The 14,941-nt window shown below is 70.8% G+C and carries 12 protein-coding genes; 7 read left to right on the top strand and 5 right to left on the bottom strand.

Annotated features, from left to right (window positions below; translation table 11 throughout):
* The first annotated feature begins 10 nt into the window (after window positions 1-10).
* The 3 genes from OG884_RS28810 (at window position 11) to OG884_RS28800 (ending at window position 1,947) form a co-directional block, all read left to right on the top strand.
* Window positions 11-352 (top strand): hypothetical protein, encoded by a 342-nt coding sequence (locus OG884_RS28810; protein ID WP_326638024.1) that lies wholly within the window; start codon window positions 11-13, stop codon window positions 350-352.
* Between the two features lie 348 nt (window positions 353-700).
* Window positions 701-892, top strand: coding sequence for a hypothetical protein (locus OG884_RS28805; protein ID WP_326638022.1), 192 nt, complete (start codon window positions 701-703; stop codon window positions 890-892).
* A 443-nt stretch (window positions 893-1,335) separates the two neighbouring features.
* Entirely contained in the window at window positions 1,336-1,947 is a 612-nt protein-coding gene (locus OG884_RS28800; protein ID WP_326638020.1) for a C40 family peptidase, read from the top strand.
* Window positions 1,948-1,964: 17 nt separating this feature from the next.
* Here OG884_RS28800 and OG884_RS28795 read toward each other — a convergent pair whose 3' ends face one another.
* The 5 genes from OG884_RS28795 to OG884_RS28775 form a co-directional block, all read right to left on the bottom strand.
* Window positions 1,965-3,209 carry a hypothetical protein gene (locus tag OG884_RS28795; RefSeq protein WP_326638018.1) on the bottom strand — a complete coding sequence of 415 codons (1,245 nt, stop codon included), beginning with the start codon at window positions 3,207-3,209 and terminating at the stop codon, window positions 1,965-1,967.
* A gap of 294 nt (window positions 3,210-3,503) precedes the next feature.
* On the bottom strand, window positions 3,504-6,485 hold the full coding sequence (locus tag OG884_RS28790) for a bifunctional [glutamine synthetase] adenylyltransferase/[glutamine synthetase]-adenylyl-L-tyrosine phosphorylase (RefSeq protein WP_326647020.1): 2,982 nt from the start codon (window positions 6,483-6,485) through the stop codon (window positions 3,504-3,506).
* 207 nt (window positions 6,486-6,692) lie between these two features.
* Window positions 6,693-7,394, bottom strand: a complete 702-nt coding sequence (locus tag OG884_RS28785) for a type 1 glutamine amidotransferase (protein WP_326638016.1) — start codon at window positions 7,392-7,394, stop codon at window positions 6,693-6,695.
* A gap of 133 nt (window positions 7,395-7,527) precedes the next feature.
* A complete protein-coding gene (locus tag OG884_RS28780) occupies window positions 7,528-8,253 on the bottom strand; it encodes a hypothetical protein (RefSeq protein ID WP_326638015.1) in 726 nt (241 codons plus the stop codon).
* 293 nt (window positions 8,254-8,546) lie between these two features.
* Window positions 8,547-9,908 carry a glutamine synthetase family protein gene (locus OG884_RS28775; RefSeq protein WP_326638013.1) on the bottom strand — a complete coding sequence of 454 codons (1,362 nt, stop codon included), beginning with the start codon at window positions 9,906-9,908 and terminating at the stop codon, window positions 8,547-8,549.
* Between the two features lie 183 nt (window positions 9,909-10,091).
* On the opposite strand from OG884_RS28775, the gene OG884_RS28770 reads away from it, so the two are divergent.
* From OG884_RS28770 to OG884_RS28755, 4 genes are all read left to right on the top strand, one after another.
* Window positions 10,092-11,000, top strand: coding sequence for a terpene synthase family protein (locus OG884_RS28770; protein WP_326638011.1), 909 nt, complete (start codon window positions 10,092-10,094; stop codon window positions 10,998-11,000).
* A gap of 35 nt (window positions 11,001-11,035) precedes the next feature.
* Window positions 11,036-11,581, top strand: a complete 546-nt coding sequence (locus tag OG884_RS28765; RefSeq protein WP_326638009.1) for an EF-hand domain-containing protein — start codon at window positions 11,036-11,038, stop codon at window positions 11,579-11,581.
* 161 nt (window positions 11,582-11,742) lie between these two features.
* Entirely contained in the window at window positions 11,743-12,690 is a 948-nt protein-coding gene (locus tag OG884_RS28760) for a terpene synthase family protein (RefSeq protein ID WP_326638007.1), read from the top strand.
* Window positions 12,691-12,965: 275 nt separating this feature from the next.
* Window positions 12,966-14,888 carry a sensor histidine kinase gene (locus OG884_RS28755; RefSeq protein ID WP_326638005.1) on the top strand — a complete coding sequence of 641 codons (1,923 nt, stop codon included), beginning with the start codon at window positions 12,966-12,968 and terminating at the stop codon, window positions 14,886-14,888.
* Window positions 14,889-14,941 lie beyond the last annotated feature (53 nt).

Genomic DNA, 14,941 nt, shown 5'->3' with positions numbered 1-14,941 from the left:
GGAGCACGACATGGAGCATCACGCTGGTTCCGACCAGCCATCCGTCCGCCATGACCCGGACTTCGACGAGCGTTGCCCGCGGAGCACGGGCCCGGAGAGTGCGTACGCGAGTGCGCGCATGCCGACCGGTGATCTCCCGCGCATGTTCGCCCTGGTCCAGGAGCTCGACGAGGACGACGAGAGGGGCAGGGCGAGTTCGCCGGAAGTGGTGGCGTACGGGCTGGCGCTGCCGGATGGGACGGCGGCGACCGTCAGCAGGAACGGGTACGGGTTCGGCCGGTGGACGAACGCCCACCGGGCCGCGCATCGGCTGGGCTCCGACCTTGTCTGGCTCGGCGAGAGCGCCGTCTGACCGGTCAGGGAAAGGTGCCCCGGACCGCGCCCCCGGGGCATCGCGGTCGCGTGCACGAAGGTGATGCACAACGGCTGCGTGCGGCAACGCCGTCCTACGCGATCACACGACACCGGCCATGACCGGCACGAGACACCGCCACTGAACTCGAACGAGCGATGTCGTGCTGCGCGAACAGCCCCCAAGTCGACATCACCTATTGAGCGCCGGTAACGAGGCCGCGCGTTCCACAGTCCTCACGATCAAGGACGGCACCCCTCCTGCCGTTAGATCGCCGACGAATGGGACAGAGGGGGTGGGGCCGGGCGGCAACGGGTCCGGTCGGAGATCACTACCTGGAGGTTGTGCATGCTTGCTCAGACCACGCGGAAGGCGGCGCTGGCCGCGGCGGCGCTGGCGGCGCTCGTCGGCCTGGTCGGCGGTTGCGGAGGCGACGGTGACGGTGACGACGACAGGGACGACAGCCCGGATGTGGTCAACACGACCGGACCCGGTGGGGACGACGACGGCGGTGCGGACGACGACGGGGACGGCAACTGATCACCACGGAGGCGGCGGGCAGTGTCGCCCGCCTCATCGCGACCCGCATGCCCGGCACGCGGGTCGCGGCATGCCGACCCTCCCCACCTGCTCGCAAAAGCTCATCAAGGCGAGGGGGCGCCCGGCGAGAGCCGGGCCAAAGCCGCGGGATGTCCCGGGTGACCGCCTAGAGCCTGCGTGGCAGCAGCCCCGTGTCCTAACCGACAGATAAGCCTGCGGGCAGCGACCGCGCGCCTCGACCAACAAGTCGAACTCCTTGACGTAGGTGCCGTGTGGCCCCGTGGAGCCTGCGGGCAGCGAGAAGTCGACGGGCCTCGTACGGTCGCGGGTCGGCCGTCAAGGTGACCGGGCGAAGAGTCTCCCCGAAGCCTTCATGAGACGCGCGGAGCCGGGTTGTTGGGCAGACTGGTCGTGACTTATGCGGATAAATCAGGCGAGGTGACGTGACAGAGGCCGGCCCTCACCGACTTCGCGATCTTCTCGGACACCGGCAGCAGGCCGCGGCGGCCGTGCTGCTGGGAATGCTCCTGCTGCTGAGCGCCTCGGTGCCGACCTGGCCGGTCGCCCTCAACCGGACCACCGCCATCGCGTACGCGATCGAAGCCGGATGGCGCCAACCCGGCTGGAGGGGCGGCGGGATCCCGTACTCCTGGGGCGGCGGTCACGGCGAGAGGCCTGGCCCCTCCCTCGGCACCTGCCAGGGCTACACGGGGGCGATCCAGCCCTGCCCGGCCACCCAGACCCTCGGACTGGACTGCTCCGGTCTCACCCGCTGGGTCTACCACCTGGCCTACGGGCGCGACGTGCTGGGACCCGGCAACACCGACGACCACGTGAAGCGGCTCAAGAGGATCCCCGCCGCCGTGGCCAGGCCGGGAGACCTCGTCTTCTACGGCAAGATCGGCAAGCGTAAGGTCAGCACTCATCACGTCGGCGTCTACGTCGGCCGGGGAAAGATGATCAATGCACGGAGGACCGGGACCGAGGTGCGGATCGATCGCGTCGCGGCCCTCGACGACCTCGTCGGCTACTTCCGCTACCCGGGACCCCTCTGAGGTGCCCTGAAACAGGGCTAGGAACGGTTGCCCCGGACGCCGGTCAGGCGGCGTAGCACGTCCCACCAGAACGAGGCGCCGAACAGCAGCGCCACCATGGTGAGCAGGTAACCCGGCCAGTGGCCGGGGGTGATGAGCCGGTCCCACCAGGCTTCGCCGTTCCAGTGGAACGAAGGATCGGCGGAGCCGTCGGGCGGGATCGTGATGCTCACGATCGCGTGGTCGAAGATCTTGACCAGCGCCGGGGAGCTGAGGGACTCGGTCACGCACTGGTACGGCTCGGCGAGACCGGCCTCGGCACCGGCGCACTTGTCCCTCAGCGCGGCGTACCCCTCCCCGCCACCTCCCGCGATGGCGGTCACCCCGGCACGGTAGGCGTTGTCGCGCAGCAGGGTCTTGCCGTACTCCAGTGCGTCCATGCTGAACAGCAGGGTCAGCACCATGCCCAGCGCGAACACCACCCACTTGACGTAGCGGGCGTAGAGCGTGGACAGGCGATGCATCTCCCCGTTGAACCAGTCCTCGACGCCCTGCCGGAACTTCTGCGCGTCCCGCTGGGCACCCTCCCAGATGCCCTTGAGATGGCCCGCGAGCGGGCTGCGGATGGCCTCCAGTTTGGCGAGCAGGCCGTCGACCCCGCCCTCCTCGGCGGCGACCAGTTCCATCACGGCGCCGGAGAAACGCTCGGGCGGGATGTTGGCGATGCTGGTGCGGGTGCCCTTGGGGTGGTCGATCTCCTGGAGCCGTTCGTACAGCCGTGCGGTCATGTCGACCGGCGGCGCGGGCCGCCCCCCGAGATCTTCGGCGGTGGGCTCACCGGTGCCCGCCTCACCGGGTTCGGCCCCTTCTGCGCTCTCCTCCGCAGCCAAGACCTCAGCCGGGGCCTCAGCCGAGAGTTCAGCCGGGACCTCGGCCGGGAGCTCGGTCGAGAGTTCAGCCGAGACCTCGGCCGGGACCTCGGCGGGGGCGACCGGCATCGGCTCGACCACCGCGGGCGCCGGATCCGGACTGTGCGCCGGGCGCGGATCATTGCCGGAGAAGGGCAGCTTCGCGAAGACGTCGGCTATCTTCGACGGGATCCACGATCTGCCGTCCTCGGAGCCGTCCAGGGTGTCCCTGAGATAGGCCCAGAGGAACTTGCTGCGGATCCCGAGCAGCCGGACGAATGCCTCGTTGATCCCGCTCACCAGGAGCGACAGGAGCAGGAAGGCCAGGATCAGGCCGATGGCCAGATCAATGTAAACCGATATCAAAAAGATCACCCGGACCGTTGATACACGCCCTCCCCCGGCGGCGCAACGAGATCACCAAAACGGGTCGGTTTTCGTGACCCCGGGGGCAGGCGGACCGACCTTCACGATCCGGGTCAGGTGACCGACACCCACTCCACCCCCGGAGGGCAGGCGAGACCGATCCTCACGATCCGAGTCAGGTGACCGACACCCACTCCGCCCCCCGGGGGACGGAGATCCTCGCCCGCCGCGCGGGCTTCTGGTGGGTCGCCGCTTCTTCGCGTGGCCGGGACAAGTCCCGGCCCTGTCCGGCCGCGAGAACGGTCAGCCCTCGTAGAAGACGCGCTCCACGACCCGGCGGGCACGGCGGGTGGCGCGGCGGTAGTCGTCCACGAAGTCCTCCGTACCGTCGGGCGGGTAGCCGAGGGCGCGGGCGATGAGCATGCGCTCGCGGACGTCCACCGGGATCGTGTCCGAGGCCCGGCCCCGGACCACGACGACGGCGTCGCGGATGCGGGAGGCGAACCGCCACGCCTCGGCGAGCATCGCCTCGTCGGCCTCCGCGAGCAGGCCCTCGGCGACCGCCGCGCTCAGCGCCTCCAGGGTGCGGGTGGTCCGCAGCGACGGGAGACGCCCGGCGTGACGGAGCTGGATGAGCTGGGCCACCCACTCCACGTCGGACAGCCCGCCGGGGCCGAGCTTGGTGTGCAGGGCGGGATCGGTGCCGCGCGGGAGCCGTTCGGCCTCCATCCGGGCCTTGAGCCTGCGGATCTCCAGCACGGCCGCCTCGGAGATGCCTCCGGGCGGATAGCGCAGCGGGTCGGCCAGGTGCAGCAGGCCGACCCCGAGCTCGGCGTCCCCGGCGGAGAAGCGGGCGCGCAGCAGCGCCTGCGACTCCCACGGCGAGGACCACCGCTCGTAGTAGGCCGCGTACGAGGCCAGGGTGCGGACCAGCGGCCCGGCCTTGCCCTCGGGGCGCAGGCCGGGGTCGATGAGCAGCGGCGGGTCGGGGGCGGGCAGGGCCAGCAGGCGGCGCAGCTCGTTGGCCACCTCGTACGCCATCTCGGTGGCCTCGCGCTCGGCCATCCCCTCCAGCGGAGAGTGCACGAACATCACGTCGGCGTCGCTGCCGTAGGAGGACTCGATCCCGCCCAGACGGCCCATCGCGATCACCGCGAACCTGGTGCCCAGCGGGGTACGGCGTTCCATCTCGACCTTGTCGATCGCGGCGTCGAGCGCGGCCTGGATCGTCACGTCGTTGAGCCCGGACAGTGTCTGGCCGACCTCCTCGATGTCGATGAGGCCGGAGAGGTCGGCGGCGGCGGTGCGGAGCAGCTCCCTGCGGCGCAGTCCCCGGACCGCGGCCACCGCGCCCTCGGCGTCCCCTGGATGGCGGGCGACCATGGTCCGTGCCTCCGACAGCAGCGCCTCGGCGGGCCTGGGGGCCAGCTCGGTGTCCGAGCCGAGCATCGCGACCGACTCAGGTGCGTTCATCAGCAGTCCCGTCATGTAGCGGCTGGTGCCGAGTATCCGGGCCAGCTGCGAGGCCACCGCGGTCTCGTCGCGCAGCAGTCGCAGGTACCACGGGGTGGAGCCGAGTTTGTCGGAGACCTGGCGGAAGCCGAGCAGGCCGGCGTCGGGATCGGGTGCGTCGGCGAACCAGCCGAGCATGACCGGAAGGAGGGTGCGCTGGATCGCGGCACGGCGGGAGACGCCCGTGGTCAGCGCGCTGATGTGACGCAGCGCCCCGGCCGGGTCGGTGTAGCCGAGCGCCTCCAGGCGGGCCTTGGCCTCGGCGGTGGAGAGCCGGTCCTCCGACTCGGGCAGCCGGGCCACCGCCTGCAGCAGCGGCCGGTAGAACAGCTTCTCGTGCAGGCGCCGTGCCTCCATGGCGTGCCGCCGCCACCTGGTGGTGAACTCTCCCACCGGGTCGGCGGTCATGCCCAGGCTCCTGCCGAGACGGCGCAGGTCGGCGTTGCCCTCGGGCACCACATGCGTGCGGCGGAGCCGGTGCAGCTGGATCAGGTGCTCGACCTGGCGCAGGAAGGTGTACGCCTCGGCGAGGGCCTTGGCGTCGTCCCTGCCCACGTAGCCGCCGCGGGAGAGAGCGGCGAGCGCGGGAAGGGTGGCGCGGCGGCGCAGCAGCGGATCGAGACGGCCGTGGACGAGCTGGAGCAGCTGCACCGCGAACTCTATGTCGCGCAGCCCGCCCGGCCCGAGCTTGAGCTGGCGGTCGGCCGCGCCGCCGCGGACGTGCTCCTCCACCCGGCGGCGCATGGCCTGCACGTCCTCGACGAACTTGTCGCGGGTGGCGGCCTGCCAGACCATCTCGTTCACCGCGTCGACGTACTGCTCGCCGAGTTCGGCGTCGCCCGCGACCGGCCGGGCCTTCAGCAGTGCCTGGAACTCCCACGTCTTGGCCCAGCGCCGGTAGTAGGCCAGGTGGCTGGCGAGGGTACGGACCAGCGGCCCGGCCTTGCCCTCGGGGCGCAGCGCCGCGTCGACCTCCCACAGCGCCCCCTCCGGGGTACTGGTCGAGCAGGCGCGCATCATGCCCTGGGCCAGCCGGGTGGCGAGCTTGATGGCCCCGTGCTCGTCGAGGGTGTCGTCGCCCCCCTCTCCCGGCTCGGCGACGAAAACGACGTCGACGTCGCTGATGTAGTTGAGCTCGCGTGCTCCGCACTTGCCCATGCCGATGACGGCCAATCGCACCGCCCCCGCCTCCGGGTGCTCCGACCTGGCGATGGCGAGCCCCGCCTCCAGCGCGGCCCCGGCCAGGTCGGACAGCTCGGCGGTCACCTCCGACAGCGATACGGCCCCGGTGACGTCACGCGCGGCGAGGTGAAGCAGGCGGCCCCGGTAGGCGACACGTAGCGCCGAGAGAGTGGCGGTGGAGGCGTCGGCGGCCCTTGGCTCGGGATCGTCGGGCTCGGCGCCGACCGCGAGCAGCAGCTCCGCGCGGAGCTCTCTCTCGCCCGGGCGCTCCACCTCCGATGTCTCGCCGAGCAGACGCCAGTGCTCCGGATGCCTGACGACGTGGTCGCCGAGCGCGGCGCTGACGCCGAAGACGCCGAGCAACCGGGCACGCAGGCCTGGGTCGGCGCGGAGCGCTCCAAGAATGCTGGGGTCCTGCTCGGCCAGCCGGTTCAGCGAGGTGAGCGCCAGGTCGGGATCGGCAGCGGCGACCAGCGAGGTCAGCAGGTCGATGTCTCCGAAGGCCTCCGGCCCCAGCTCGTCGAGCAGCCGCTCGGCCCTGGCCCCGTCGGCGAAGCCGAGCCTGGCCAGGCGCCCGGCAGTCGTCTGCATCCGGGGCACGGTCTCCACCGACCCTCCATGGTCTTCGATCACAAGCACGGGTGCCCTTCCTCAGTCCTTACCCCGAGCGATCAAAGGTGCACGCCCCTCGCGGTCGCGTCGGCCTCGGCGCGTACCTCGGGCATTCGGAGCGTCGCCGCACAGGCTAATCCTGAAATTGTGCGGCGTCGTTAGCGGATTCGGAACGTAATCACTCAGTCACGCGGTTTGGGCGGCGGTGGCGAATCGCTCGGCGAGGGGCTTCCAGGCGGCGGCGAGGCGTTCTCCGGCCTCCTTCACCTGCGTGTTGAGCTCTTCGACCGAGTGGCCCAGGTCGGTCAGGTGGTCGGCCGAGCCGGTCGTCCAGCCGGCGAAGATCTCCGGGGTGGCCTCGGGGTGGAACTGCACCGCCCAGGCGCTCTCCCCCAGCCGGTAGGCCTGGTTGGGGTAGGGGGTGCCGGTGGCCAGCGGCACCGCGCCCGCGGGGAGCCTCGTTATCGCGTCGCGGTGGTACTGGACGGCGGGGGAGGGGGTGAGACCTGCGAACAGCGGGTCCGCTCCGGCGGCCGGCAGTGGGACGACCTCGGTCGCGCCGACCTCCAGCCCGTGCTCTCCGCGCTCGACGGCGCCGCCGCAGGCGAGCGTCATGAGCTGGGCGCCCAGGCAGATTCCCAGGGTCGGCACGCCCGCCTCGACACAGCCGCGGATCAGGTCTCGGGTGGCGGGCAGCCAGGGGTACTGCTCGTCTTCCCAGGCCGCCGCCTCGCCGCCGAGGACGATCAGCGCGTCGGCGGCCCGCTCGGGCACGGCCTCGCCCAGGTAGGGCCGGACGATCTCGCAGGCGGCCCCGGCCTCGGCCAGCCATCCGGCGAGGAACCCGAGACCCGCGTCCGCCTCATGCTCGATGACGATAATTCTCATACGGAAATTATGGGCTGAAATAGGGATAAGTGACGTCTCACCCACTGACCACGTGGAACGCGAGGGCGGGCACCGGTGGTGTGGAGGGTCAAGGGCAGGACCTAGCTGGAGCGATCCAGTCCGAGGGCAGGACCTAGGCGGGAGCGATCCAGACGGCCTTGGCGGCGGCCACCAGGGTGCCGTCGACCTCGTAGATGGCACTCTCCCCGAAGAGCTTGCGGCCCTCGCGGCCATTGGCGCGGGCGACGACGGAGTAGGTGCCGCCGGGATAGATCCGGCGGTGCAGCCGCATGGTCAGCCTGCCGAGCAGGGCGAACTCGCCCGGCTGGAAGTGCGCCCAGCCGGTGGGGCAGTCGAGGGCGGCCCAGACGATCGCGTCGGGGACGGCGCCGTCCTCGTCGGCGACGGTCATCGGGACCCGCCAGCCGGCGGCGATCAGGTCGGTGCCGGGCACCTTGCCGGGGAAGATCCGCAGGCCGTCGCCGGGATCGCGCAGACCGCACGCGAAGCAGCCGGGAAAGGCGTGTTCGACGAGGCCGGCGAAGCCGCCCTCGGCCCGCGCCGCCTCGTTGAAGGGCACGAAGGCGGGTACGTCGAAATCCTCGGTGACCGTGATGGCCTCGACGAGGAGCCTCTCACCGTCGGTGAGGGTCGCGGTGTTGGCGAGATGGCGCAGGGACAGCTCGGTATCCAGTGGCGTGGGCGCGTGCAGCGTGACCTCGACAGCCGAGTCGTGCCGGGCGCCGCGCAACGCCTCGGAGACCGTGCCCGCGATCCATCCGCCGTTCGCGGAGCCCTCGGGGCCGCGGAAACGCGCCGGAACGGTCAGCACGGTCTGCAGCTCGGCAGTCGTCGTCATGCCGCACCTCCTGTCGCCTTTATGGCGATTAATCCTCAAAAATCATGGTATTTGGACTGACCAATTTTATCGGACTGCTTGTACATACAGCCAACCCGGGGTCGATGACGCCCTCGTTCGCACCAGGTAACGCCGGTATGACGTTCGGCAGGCGGCATCGGATTACCCGCCTTGGAAACGCATCACGGCCGCGCGGCACGAGTCGCGCGGCCGTGTCCCACGACCGTGTCCCACGGCCCTTCCCGGCACGGTGGGTGCCCCGGACGCCCGCCGTGCCGGCGCCGCGGGAGCGGCTAGAGGACCGGCAGGTAGCGGCCGAGCTCGAACTCGGTGACCTGCCGGCGGTAGTCGTTCCACTCGGCACGCTTGTTGCGCAGGAAATAGTCGAAGACGTGCTCACCGAGGGTCTCGGCGACGAGCTCGCTGCGCTCCATGACCGCTATGGCCTCGTCCAGCGACTGGGGCAGCGGCTGGATGCCCAGCGCCCTGCGCTCGGCCGAGGTCAGCGCCCAGACGTCGTCCTCGGCGCCTGGGGGCATCTCGTACCCCTCCTCGATTCCCTTCAGACCGGCCGCGAGGATCACGGCGAAGGCCAGGTAGGGGTTGCAGGAGGAGTCGAGCGAGCGGAACTCGATGCGGGTCGAGCCGCCCTTGTGCGGCTTGTACATCGGCACCCGGACCAGGGCCGAGCGATTGTTGTGGCCCCAGGAGATGTAGCTTGGGGCCTCGCCGCCGGCTCCGGCGATCGCCTCGGCACCGCCCCAGAGCCGCTTGTAGGAGTTGACCCACTGGTTGCAGACCGCGGTGATCTCGGCGGCGTGCGCCAGCAGGCCACCGATGAAGGAGCGACCGATCTTGGAGAGCTGGTAGTCGGCGCCCGGCTCGTAGAAGGCGTTACGGTCGCCCTCGAAGAGCGACATGTGGGTGTGCATGCCGGAGCCGGGATGCTCGGTGAAGGGCTTGGGCATGAAGCTCGCCCAGATGCCCTGCTCCAGCGCGACCTCCTTCATGACCAGGCGGAAGGTCATGATGTTGTCGGCGGTGGTGAGCGCGTCGGCGTAGCGCAGGTCGATCTCCTGCTGGCCCGGGCCGCCCTCGTGGTGGCTGTACTCGACGGAGATGCCCATCGACTCCAGCATCATGATCGCGTTACGCCGGAAGTCATGGCCGGAGCTGTGCGGGGTGTGGTCGAAGTAGCCACCACCGTCGATCGGCTCGGGCCGCCCGCCACCCTCCGGCCGGTTCTTCAGCAGGAAGAACTCGATCTCCGGGTGGGTGTAGAAACTGAAGCCCATGTCGGAGGCCCTCGACAGGGTGCGCTTGAGCACCCAGCGCGGATCCGCGTGCGAGGGCGAGCCGTCCGGCATGAGGATGTCGCAGAACATGCGGGCCGCGCCCGGCGTCTCACTGCGCCATGGAAGGACCTGGAAGGTCGACGGGTCGGGCTTGGCGAGCATGTCCGACTCATAGACCCGGGCGAAGCCCTCGATCGCCGAGCCGTCGAAGCCGATGCCCTCGGCGAAGGCCCCCTCAAGTTCGGCCGGAGCGATGGCCACCGACTTCAGGAACCCGAGCACATCGGTGAACCACAGCCGGATGAACCGGATGTCGCGCTCCTCAAGGGTGCGGAGAACGAACTCCTGCTGGCGGTCCAAGGCTTCTCCTTCATTGCTGACGTGCTGCGACACGCCTGATGGTCTATCAGTTTGCCCTCTTAGTGTTTCGCACACGTTACGAGGAGGAACAGTGAGCCGCGTGTCGCGCCTCCGCACGACGTGCCCCGTCTCCTCTTACAGTGTGCGACCGGAACCACTGGAAGTTCGATCCGGGGGAAAACGATGACGCGCACCGAAGTTCATGAACCACCGCACACGGTCTCGTCACCGGTCAGGCTCACCGAACGCCTCGCGGCGCTGGCCATGTCCTGCCCCGTCCACCCCTCGATACACCTCATCGAGGCCGCCGTGTCCGACTGGGCCCACGCGGCCGGACTGGCCCCCGACCCCGCCGCCTCCTGGCTGGCCGGGCGGGCGTTCGCCCGCTGCGAAACCCGCGCGGTCACGCTGCTGGCCCGCTGGCTGACCTGGATGTCGCGGCTGCGCGCGGAGCCCGCGGCGCTCGCCCCGGTCCTCGCCGTGGCCGCGGGCGGCGGTCCGGGCACGACGCCGCCCGCGCGGGCCTTCGCCGACCTCTGGGAGGCGTGCGCACCCCGGATGAGCGACGCGTGGCGCGAGCGCTTCACCGCCGGGCTGTCCACCGGCGCGCGCCCGGTCGGTGAGCACGCGGTCGGCGAGCACGCGGTCGGCGAGCACGCGGTCGGCGAGCACGCGGTCGGCGAGCACGCGAACGCCTTCGGCTGCCTGCTGCTGGACCTGGTGGAGCCCTGCTATGGGGTGGAGGTGCCCGCCCCGGTGCGGCGGAGCCCGCAGTGGCAGGCACTCGTCGAGGCGAGCGGCGACGTGACCACCTGGTGCGCGGACGCGGCGGCCGGACGCGACGGCGCCGCAGGCGCCTTTTTGGAACGCTCCAACCGGACGGCGACGGAGGAGTGGGTGATCGACCGCGTCGCCACCCGGATGGAGGAGTTGTGGACGGCGGCCCGCGCGATCCCGGCGCTCACCGAACGGCACGGCCTTGGCTTTGCCGCCTCCCACGAGGTGACGCGGGTGGCATGCGCTTTCTTGACCATCCCGAGGGCTTATCTGGAGTGGCTCCTGGAAACACCCCGCTATCGTCACTTAGGGTAACAGTTCGAGTTCACCAAGTAACGACGGGGTAAACGATGAGCACCAGGCTCCTCAATCGCAAGCTTGACCGTGCCTTCGGGCACATGGACGTCGACGGCAGCGGATCCATCAAGCGCGAGGACCTTCTCGGTCTCGGGGCCCGGATCCTCGTCGGCTTCGGTGAGTCGCCGACCGCCCCGACCGGCAGCAGGCTCGCCCAGGGCTTCGAGGGAATCTGGCGGACGCTGGCCGCGGAGATCGATGTCGACGGCGACCGCGCGATCTCCCCGGCGGAGTTCCGCGCCGGCATGACCTCCGCGTTCGTCGAGGGCGATCGGTTCGACGCGGTGTTCGGACCCGCGGCCGAGGCGGCGGCCCGGCTGTGCGACGCCGACGGCGACGGTACCGTCGGGCCGGACGACCTCTGGGTCATGATGGCCGCGTTCGGCACCTCCCGTGAGGACGTGGCGGCCGCCTTCGAGCGGCTCGACGGCGACGGTGACGGCATGGTGTCCGTGGGCGAACTGGTCGAGGCGACCCGGCAGTTCTACACGAGCACCGATCCGGACGTGGCCGGCAACTGGCTGTTCGGTCCGCTGTAGTGGCTCTCACCCCGACTTTCGGCGATCCCCTGACCTTTCCCCGACCCCACTCACAACCCTTGCCACATTCCCTGCGCCCGTCCCCCTCCCCCGTCGCGCGTCCCTTCGCCGCCCAGCCCTCCGGGACCTCGGGTTGCCCAGGGCCGCCGCGCCCCTCCGGGGTGGCCGCGGCTTCGCTGCTGCCCCTCGCCGAGCTCGTACCGGCGATGTCGGCACCGTGCCGGATGCATCCCTCGGTCGACCTGATCGGCGCCGAACTCACCGCCTGGGCCCGCGAGGCCGGGCTGGAGGCTTCCCCTCGCGCCGGGTTCGAGCGGATGGCGGGCCGTGCCTTCGCCGGGTTCGGCATGGCGGCGACGCTGCTGTTCGCCAAATGGCTGACCTGGCTGTTCCACTTCGACGACGAGTGGGACGAGAAGCCCGCCGGGCGCGCGACCGAGATCGTGGAGGCCGCCTTCGCCAGGCTCGACCTTGTCGCGCGCGCTCCCGCCCATGCCTCCTCAGCCGTCGAGATCGCCTTCGCCGACCTCTGGGAGACCACCGCGGGGCGGATGAGCACCAGGTGGCGGCACCGGTTTCTGGCGGGGCTGGCGGCGCAGGGCGAGGCCTGCCGCACCGAGGCCGAGAACCGGTGCGCGGGCCGGGTGCCCTCCCCCGCGGAGTATCCGCGGCTGCGGCGGGGCACGGCGGGCCCCTACCTGTTCGATCTGGTGGAGCCCTGCCTGAGTGTGGAGGTGCCCGCGGGGCTGCGGGAGAGCACGACCTGGCGGACCCTGCTGGACGCCTGCAACGACGTCACCGCGTGGTGCAACGACGTCGCCTCGCACCACAAGGAACGGGCCAACGGCGACGTGCACAACTACGTGACGGTCGCCGCGACCGCGTTCGGGCTCTCCGACGGCGCCGCCGTCACCTGGGTGAACGACCGGATCGCCGCCCGCGCCGAGGACCTGCGGACCTCCGCGCGCCGGCTGCCGGCGCTGTTCGACCGGTTCGAGCTGTCGACCGGCCAGGCCCGGGAGGTCAGCAAGGTCGCGTGCGCGTTCCTCGCGGCGCCGAGAGCGCAGTTGGAATGGCTCCTGGAGTCCAGCCGGTACGACGTGCCGTGACCTGGCCGTTCCCACCCCGCCGAGGCCGTCCGGGTGGGAACGGCCTCCTGCCCCACGCCCCCGCCGTCCGGGTGGGAACGGCGCCCTGCCCCACGCCCCCGCCGTCCGGTGTGGCGGGCCTGTCGGCGGTCGGGCCGGCTCTCGGGCGCCCCACAAGATCCTCCTGCTTTAATCGCTTATTGATTGGATTGCATCTAATGCCGGTTAAGGTCCTTTCAAGTACGAAATGAAGGGCCTGGACTCTCATGCGCGGGCTGAACCTGCCGATCCCAAGGGTGACGCCCATCCAGAGGCGGGTCGCGGCGATGCTGGCCGCCAGCGTGTCCATCGCGATGGTGTGCGTCAACGTCTGGGTCACGGCGCAGCTCCAACAGCCCTCCTACACGCCGCTGCCGTTCGCGCCGGAGGACGTGGCCGGCACCGCGTTCCCCGTCCTCGGGGTGCTGCTGGTGTTCCAGCGGCCCCGGCTGGTCATCGGTTGGCTACTCTGCCTGGGCGGGCTGTTCTCCGCGTTGAACAGCCTCACGGCGAACCTCGTTCTGCTGAACGCGATACGGAAGTGGGCTGTCGCGCCCGAGGCGATCTGGACCGTCGCCGGGGTGAGCTGGAGACTGACCATCCTGTTCCTGGCCGTGCTGCTGCCGCTGCTCTACCCGGACGGCAGACTGCCCTCCCCGCGCTGGCGGCCGCTGCTCTGGGGCTCGGCCGCCGTCCTGGCGGCCGACGTGCTCGTCACGGATTTCATGTCCCTGCCCGGACGGGAGGGCACGTCCCCCCTCAGGTTCTTCCTGGACATGCTCACCAACACGGTGATGCTCCTGGCCTTCGCCTCACTGGCCGCGCGGTTCCGGGGGGCGGGCCCGGAGGAGCGCAGGCAGATCCTGTGGCCGCTGGTCGCGATCGCCACCGTGATCCTTCCCTGGGTGTTCGGCAACCCGGTGTGGTGGCTGGCGTCGTTCACGATCCCGCTGGTCCCGATCGCGATCACCTTCTCGGTGCTGCGGTACCACCTCTACGGGATCGACACGCTCATCACCAGGGCGCTGGTCGGCGCGGGCCTGGTCGGCGTGATCGGCGGGGTGTACGTGGCGGTGGGCACCGCCTCCAGCCTGTTCCTGTCGGACGTGGACCGGATCGGCGGCCTGATCGCCGCGCTCTGCGCGGGGGCGTTCTTCCACCCGATACGGCGGGTGCTCCAGCGTGGCGCCGACCGCCTGCTCTACGGCAGCAAGGGCGACCCGGTGGCGCTGGCCGCCGAACTCGGGCGCAGGCTGCAGCGTACCGATCCCGCGGGCGGGCTGGCCGCCGCACTGGAGGTGCTGCGCGACGGTCTGGCGGTCACCGGTACGGGCGTGCGCTTCTCCGGCGGCCGGCCCAAGGATGCGACGGCGGGGACGCTGGAGGAGGTGGCGCGCGACATCCGGCTCGTGTGGCACGGCGAGCCCGTCGGCCGCCTGCTCATCGGCCCACCGGGGGCCAGGCGCCTGCCGGCCACGCACAATGAACGGGTCATCGCCGCGCTCACACCGTACGTGGCGGACGCGGCCCACGCGGTCCGGCTGGTCGGCGCGCTGCAACGTTCCCGGGAGCGGATCGTCACCACCCGCGAGGAGGAGCGCCGCCGCCTCCGCCGCGACCTGCACGACGGTCTCGGCCAGTCACTCAGCGGGATGGCGATGTCCATCAACATGGCCAGGCACTCCCTGCGCGTCTCCCCCGAGACGGCCGAGCGCATGCTCGGCGAGCTGCGCTCCGGGATGGACAGCGTCACCAGCGACATCAGACACCTGGTGTACGGCCTGCGACCGCCCGCCCTGGATGAGCTGGGCCTGGCCGGGGCGGTGGCGGAGATGGCGGGCCCCGGCGTCACCGTGGAGGTCAGGGGCGAGCCGACGGGGCTGCCTGCCGCCATCGAGGTGGCGGCGTACCGGATCGCGCAGGAGGCGCTGACCAACACCCGCAAGCACGCCGGCGCCACGACGGTGCGGTTGTCGCTGGAACGCGGCGAGGACTCCTTGAGCATCCGGGTGCACGACGACGGGGTCGGCGTCCCCGCGGAGCATCGCTCGGGGATCGGGCTGGCGTCGATGCGCGAGCGAGCCGCCGAACTCGGTGGGACATGCATGATCACGACACCTCCCGAAGGGGGCACCATGGTCGAAGCCGTACTTCCGGTGAACTTGAATGTGGAGATCTGACCACCGATGATTTCTTACAGCCTGCGAACGATGGTGAGTATTGCCCTATGACG

Origin of the sequence: Streptosporangium sp. NBC_01755, from assembly GCF_035917995.1 — a bacterium.
In the GTDB taxonomy this organism is placed as follows: Bacteria; Actinomycetota; Actinomycetes; order Streptosporangiales; family Streptosporangiaceae; genus Streptosporangium.
This window is presented reverse-complemented; position numbering and strand designations above follow the sequence as displayed.

Excerpts from the sequence above, each read along its gene's own strand:
- OG884_RS28780 (WP_326638015.1), bottom strand. The coding sequence starts at position 8,253 with ATGACGACGACTGCCGAGCTGCAGACCGTGCTGACCGTTCCGGCGCGT.
- OG884_RS28785 (WP_326638016.1), bottom strand. The coding sequence starts at position 7,394 with ATGAGAATTATCGTCATCGAGCATGAGGCGGACGCGGGTCTCGGGTTC.
- OG884_RS28810 (WP_326638024.1), top strand. The coding sequence starts at position 11 with ATGGAGCATCACGCTGGTTCCGACCAGCCATCCGTCCGCCATGACCCG.
- OG884_RS28770 (WP_326638011.1), top strand. The coding sequence starts at position 10,092 with ATGACGCGCACCGAAGTTCATGAACCACCGCACACGGTCTCGTCACCG.
- OG884_RS28790 (WP_326647020.1), bottom strand. The coding sequence starts at position 6,485 with ATGCAGACGACTGCCGGGCGCCTGGCCAGGCTCGGCTTCGCCGACGGG.
- OG884_RS28805 (WP_326638022.1), top strand. The coding sequence starts at position 701 with ATGCTTGCTCAGACCACGCGGAAGGCGGCGCTGGCCGCGGCGGCGCTG.
- OG884_RS28765 (WP_326638009.1), top strand. The coding sequence starts at position 11,036 with ATGAGCACCAGGCTCCTCAATCGCAAGCTTGACCGTGCCTTCGGGCAC.